This window comes from Kitasatospora sp. NPDC059577 (assembly GCF_042735475.1).
Taxonomy (GTDB): domain Bacteria; phylum Actinomycetota; class Actinomycetes; order Streptomycetales; family Streptomycetaceae; genus Kitasatospora.
The window spans coordinates 224,623-229,856 of sequence record NZ_JBHWBZ010000004.1; the positions used below are offsets into that span (position 1 = coordinate 224,623).

Here is a 5,234-nt window from a genome sequence, read left to right on the forward strand (position 1 = left end):
GGGCGGCCACCGCCACCCCCTCCGGCGCCCGGGCGCCAATCGGCCCCACGGACGCGCCCCGCCCGGGGGGGGGGGGGGGGCGCACCCCCCCCCCCCCCGGCCCGGGCTCACTCGGCCTGCTTCCCCTGACCGCCCGGGTCCCCGCCCGGGGCCGTGTCCGGCCCCACCGCCGAACCCGCGGCCACCAGCACCGGCTCCGGCACGGGCCCCTGGGACTGCGCCGGGACGACGGCCACCACGGCCGCCGGCGCCGGCCGCTCCAGGGACTGCGACGGCCACCGCCGGTTCGCCGCCGTGGTCAGCCGGCGGCCCAGGTTCTGGAACGGCAGCTCCACCAGCCGGTACACCGCCCAGCAGACGGCCAGCAGCACCGCGACGTAGCCCGCCACCCACGACCACCGCTCCACGAACGGCATCGCGGCCAGCTTGTCCGGGTAGTTGATGCTGTCCCAGCCGAGCCGCCACAGCAGGAACTTCTTGACCGCCCAGTGCAGCAGGTAGACCGAGTAGCTCACCGCCCCCAGCCACACCAGCGGACGGGGCATCCGCCGGCTGCGCAGCAGGAAGAAGAAGCCGAACGACGCCCACGCCCCCAGGTAGGCGTAGGTCCACGCCGACCAGGTGAAGGTCGAGGTCGCGTTCGCCATCGCGCCCCGGTTGTACATCGGCCCCACGAGGGCGCCCGCCACCACCACGAAGCCGACCGACAGCCAGGCCTCGATCCGCTCGATCTGCCCGTTCTGCGCCCGGTAGATCACCGTGCCCGCGAACATCGTCGCGAAGATGGTGAAGGTCTCGTACGCGGTCGTCCGGCCGTTGGTGAACGCCAGCAGCAGGCCGAGACCGCCCAGCAGCAGACCGCCGGTCCGGGCCAGGGACGCGTTCCCGCTGACCATGCAGAACACGCCCGTGACCACGACGACCACGGCGGCGACCACGAGGTTCCTGATCGCCTCGGCGCTGGTCTGCAGGCTCCACGAGGGCAGCAGGACGCCCAGCACCAGTGCGACCGCCCCGGCCCCGACCGCGATCGGCGCGCTGCGCCGGTGCCAGGCGAAGGTGAAGAGGCTGCTGACGAAGAAGTAGAAGAGCATCTCGTACGTCAGCGTCCACATGATGCCGAGGCCGTTCACCACGCCCAGCACGTCCGTCAGCATCAGGCCGTTGCCCGCCAGCCAGAGCAGGTCGTGGTGGTAGCCGTCGAAGGTGAGGACCTGGTAGTCGTGCGGCAGGACCAGTTCGGCGAAGACCATGGTCACGATCAGCGCCGGGTAGATCCGGAAGACCCGGCCGATCCAGAAGGCCCGGACGTCACCGCGCCGTTCCAGCGAGGCCGGGATGATGTACCCGCTGACGATGAAGAACGCGATGACGCCGTAGAAGCCGAGGTCGAAGTGGGCCGAGACGGTGGCGCCGCCCGGGATCAGCTTCAGGACCTCGAAGTGGTGGGCCGTCACGGCCAGTGCGGCGATCCCGCGCAGTGCGTCCAGCCAGCCGAGCCGGCTTCCCGGCGCGGCGGCCCGGTCGCCCTGCCGCCCCCTCCGCACTCCCCATCGAGCCGGCGATCCCTTGGTTTTCATCCGCCGGAGATTAGCCCATCCGGGTGAGCTCGCCCCCGGCCGGGGCCGCTCCGGGCCCGCATCGGTCGTGCGCGGTCAGTCCCGGGTCATGTCGACGAAGCGCGAGTAGTGGCCCTGGAAGGCCACCGTGATGGTCGCGGTCGGACCGTTTCGGTGCTTGGCGACGATCAGGTCGGCCTCGCCCGCGCGCGGCGACTCCTTCTCGTAGGCGTCCTCGCGGTGCAGCAGGATGACCATGTCGGCGTCCTGCTCGATCGAGCCCGACTCGCGCAGGTCCGAGACCATCGGCCGCTTGTCGGTGCGCTGCTCGGGGCCACGGTTCAGCTGGGACAGCGCGATGACCGGGACTTCCAGCTCCTTGGCCAGCAGCTTGAGGTTACGGGACATGTCCGAGACCTCCTGCTGGCGGTTCTCGGCCCGGCGGGAGCCGCCGGACTGCATCAGCTGGAGGTAGTCGATGACGACCAGCTTGATGTCGTTGCGCTGCTTGAGCCGGCGGCACTTGGCGCGGATCTCCATCATCGACAGGTTCGGCGAGTCGTCGATGAACAGCGGCGCCTCGCTGACGTCGGGCATCCGGCGGGCGACCCGGGTCCAGTCGTCGTCCGTCATGTTCCCGGAGCGCATGTGGTGCAGCGCGACCCGGGCCTCGGCGGAGAGCAGGCGCATGGCGATCTCGTTGCGCCCCATTTCGAGCGAGAAGATCACGCTCGGCAGCTTGTGCTGGATCGAGCAGGCCCGGGCGAAGTCCAGTGCGAGGGTGGACTTTCCCATGGCGGGGCGGGCCGCGATGACGATCATCTGGCCGGGGTGCAGACCGTTGGTGAGCTGGTCGAAGTCGGCGAAGCCGGTCGGCACGCCGGACATCTGGCCCTGCCGGGAGCCGATCGCCTCGATCTCGTCGAGGGCGCCCTCCATGATGTCCGCGAGCGGCGCGTAGTCCTCGTTGGTGCGCTGCTCGGTGACGGCGTAGATCTCCGCCTGGGCGGCGTTGACGATCTCGTCCACGTCGCCCTCGGACGCGTAGCCCATGCCGGCGATCCGGGTGCCCGCCTCGACCAGGCGGCGCAGCACCGCGCGCTCGTGGACGATCTGGGCGTAGTACTCGGCGTTGGCCGCGGTCGGGACGGAGTTGACCAGGGTGTGCAGGTACGAGGCGCCGCCGACCCGCTGGAGCTCGCCGCGCTTGGTCAGCTCGCCGGCCACGGTGATCGGGTCGGCCGGCTCGCCGCGGGCGTAGAGGTCGAGGATCGCGCCGTGGACCATCTCGTGCGCGGGCCGGTAGTAGTCGGCGGGCTTGAGCACCTCGACCACGTCGGCGATGGCGTCCTTGGAGAGCAGCATGCCGCCGAGGACGGACTGCTCGGCCGCGAGGTCCTGCGGGGGGACGCGCTCGAAGCCGTCCGAGCCGCCCTCGCCGTCGCCCTCGCCCCGGCGCTGCCAGCCGCCGTCCCGCTGGCCGCCCTCGCGCCCGGAGCCGTTCCGGCCGCCCTTGCCGCCCTGGAAGCCGCCGCCCTTCTGGAAGCCGTCGCGGCCACCGCCCTGGCCGCCCTGGCCCCCCTGGCCGCCGCGGCCGCGGGAGACCGGGAGCCGGTCCCCGGGGCCCTCCGGGAAGGGCGCGTCGTCGAAGGCGCCGGCCGGGAAGGGGTCCTCGGCGGTCTGCCAGTCCTCTTCCGGCGGCGGGGCGTCGTGGTCGTCGTACTGGGGGCCGGTCACGCGTGTTCCCCGATCAGCGAGTGGTGCGAGTTGGAGCGGGCCTTGCCGGTGGCTGGGTGGAGCGGATCCGCTCCTCTTTCTACGCCACGGCTCCGACAAATCGGACGCCGGGGGCGGTGGGAGTGTCGGTCGGAGGGGCCCACGCTAAGGCGCCGGACGCCCTCGCGCCAAGGCGGTTATCCACAGGGGGTGTGGATGAACGGCCCCTGCCTGTGGAGAACTGCCGCAAAGCTGTGGACACCCCTGTGGACGTCCCTGTGGATAACCGGACGATCGATCCACCGTCAACCTGCTGACCTGGGATTACCCCGTACCGGGCCTGTGCATGAGAAATTCTTCACACACCTCCGAACGGCTGTGGGCACCGAGCGGACGAACGGCGCCGCTCAAGATTTCGAGTAATGGTCATAGGCCATCTGTACCTATTACCTGTGGATGAGTAGCCTGGAGCGCATGACCGCCTCGCCGCCCCACGACACCTCCCGGGCCCCGGCCCCCGCCCCGGCCGGGCGTCGGCACGACCGGGAGATCCTCGCCCTGGCCGTCCCGGCCTTCGGTGCGCTGGTCGCCGAACCGCTCTTCCTGCTGGCCGACTCGGCGATCGTCGGCCACCTCGGCACCGCCCAGCTGGCCGGGGTCGGCGTCGCCTCCGCCGCGCTCACCACCGCGACCGGTGTGTTCGTCTTCCTCGCCTACGCCACCACCGCGGCGGTCGCCCGCCGGATCGGCGCCGGGGACCGCCGGGGCGCCGTCCAGCAGGGCGTCGACGGCATCTGGCTCGCCCTCGGCCTGGCCGTCCCGGTGGTCCTGCTGACCCTGCTGACGGCCCCCTGGGTGGCCGACGTCCTGGGCGCCTCCCCGACCGCCGCGCCCCACGCGGTGACGTACCTGCGGATCAGCTCCCTGGGCATCCCGGCGATGCTCATGGTGCTGGCGGCGACCGGCGTGCTGCGCGGTCTCCAGGACACCCGCACGCCCTTGCTGGTGGCCGTGGCGGGCTTCGCCGCCAACATCGGCCTGAACGCCGGGCTGGTGTACGGGGCCGGGCTCGGGGTGGCCGGCTCGGCCTGGGGCACGGTGGCCGCGCAGACCGGGATGGCCGCCGTCTACCTGGTCGTGGTGGTCCGCGGGGCCCGCCGGGAGCGGGCCTCACTGCGGCCGGACGCGACGGGCATCCGGGCGAGTGCCAGGGCGGGCGGCCCGCTGCTGGTGCGGACGATCAGCCTGCGCGCGGTGCTGATGATCGCCACCGCGGTGGCCGCGCGGCTGGGCGACGACCGGGTCGCCGCGCACCAGATCACCATGACGCTGTTCAGCTTCCTGGCCTTCGCCCTGGACGCCATCGCAATCGCCGGCCAGGCCATCATCGGCCGCTACCTGGGCGCCTCGGACGTCCCCGGGGCCAGGGCCGCCACCCGGCGGATGGTCGAGTGGGGCATCGGTGCGGGGGTCCTGCTCGGACTGCTGGTGGTGGCCGCCCGGCCGCTGTACGTGCCGCTGTTCACGCCCGATCCGGCCGTCCGGGCGCAGCTGGACACCGCCCTGCTGCTGCTCGCGCTCAGCCAGCCGGTCTCCGGCCTGGTCTTCGTGCTGGACGGGGTGCTGATGGGGGCCGGGGACGGTCCGTACCTGGCCCGGGCGGCGCTGGCGACCCTGGCGGTGTTCGCCCCGGTGGCCTTCGCGGTGCCGGCCACCGGCGCCGGGCTGGCCGGGCTCTGGTGGGCGATGAACCTGTTCATGCTGGTCCGCGCCGGCTTCCTGGTCCGGCGCGCCCGCGGCGGCGCCTGGCTGGTCACCGGAGCGGTGCGCGGGTAGCCGGCACCCGGGAACGACCGAGGGCCGGGGGGGGGGCGGGGGGCAACAACCCCGAGGCAGAAAACCAACCCGCCAAGCCCCCCCACAACCCGCGCAGGGTGGGGAGGGAGAGATCGTCGAGGG

At 72.7% G+C, this 5,234-nt stretch carries 3 protein-coding genes; 1 reads left to right on the forward strand and 2 read right to left on the reverse strand.

The features are described from left to right. Positions 1-107: 107 nt before the first annotated feature. Together ACFV0O_RS06430 and dnaB are read right to left on the reverse strand one after the other, a co-directional pair. Positions 108-1,580, reverse strand: coding sequence for an acyltransferase family protein (locus ACFV0O_RS06430; RefSeq protein ID WP_380337112.1), 1,473 nt, complete (start codon positions 1,578-1,580; stop codon positions 108-110). A 75-nt stretch (positions 1,581-1,655) separates the two neighbouring features. After that, entirely contained in the window at positions 1,656-3,296 is a 1,641-nt protein-coding gene (gene dnaB, locus ACFV0O_RS06435) for a replicative DNA helicase (RefSeq protein WP_380337116.1), read from the reverse strand. A 453-nt stretch (positions 3,297-3,749) separates the two neighbouring features. On the opposite strand from dnaB, the gene ACFV0O_RS06440 reads away from it, so the two are divergent. Beyond that, positions 3,750-5,111 (forward strand): MATE family efflux transporter, encoded by a 1,362-nt coding sequence (locus tag ACFV0O_RS06440; RefSeq protein ID WP_380337219.1) that lies wholly within the window; start codon positions 3,750-3,752, stop codon positions 5,109-5,111. The last annotated feature ends 123 nt before the right edge of the window (positions 5,112-5,234 follow it).

Bases quoted from the DNA above. Each gene is read 5' to 3' on its own strand.
- ACFV0O_RS06430 (WP_380337112.1), bottom strand. From the start codon at position 1,580: ATGAAAACCAAGGGATCGCCGGCTCGATGGGGAGTGCGGAGGGGGCGG.
- ACFV0O_RS06440 (WP_380337219.1), top strand. From the start codon at position 3,750: ATGACCGCCTCGCCGCCCCACGACACCTCCCGGGCCCCGGCCCCCGCC.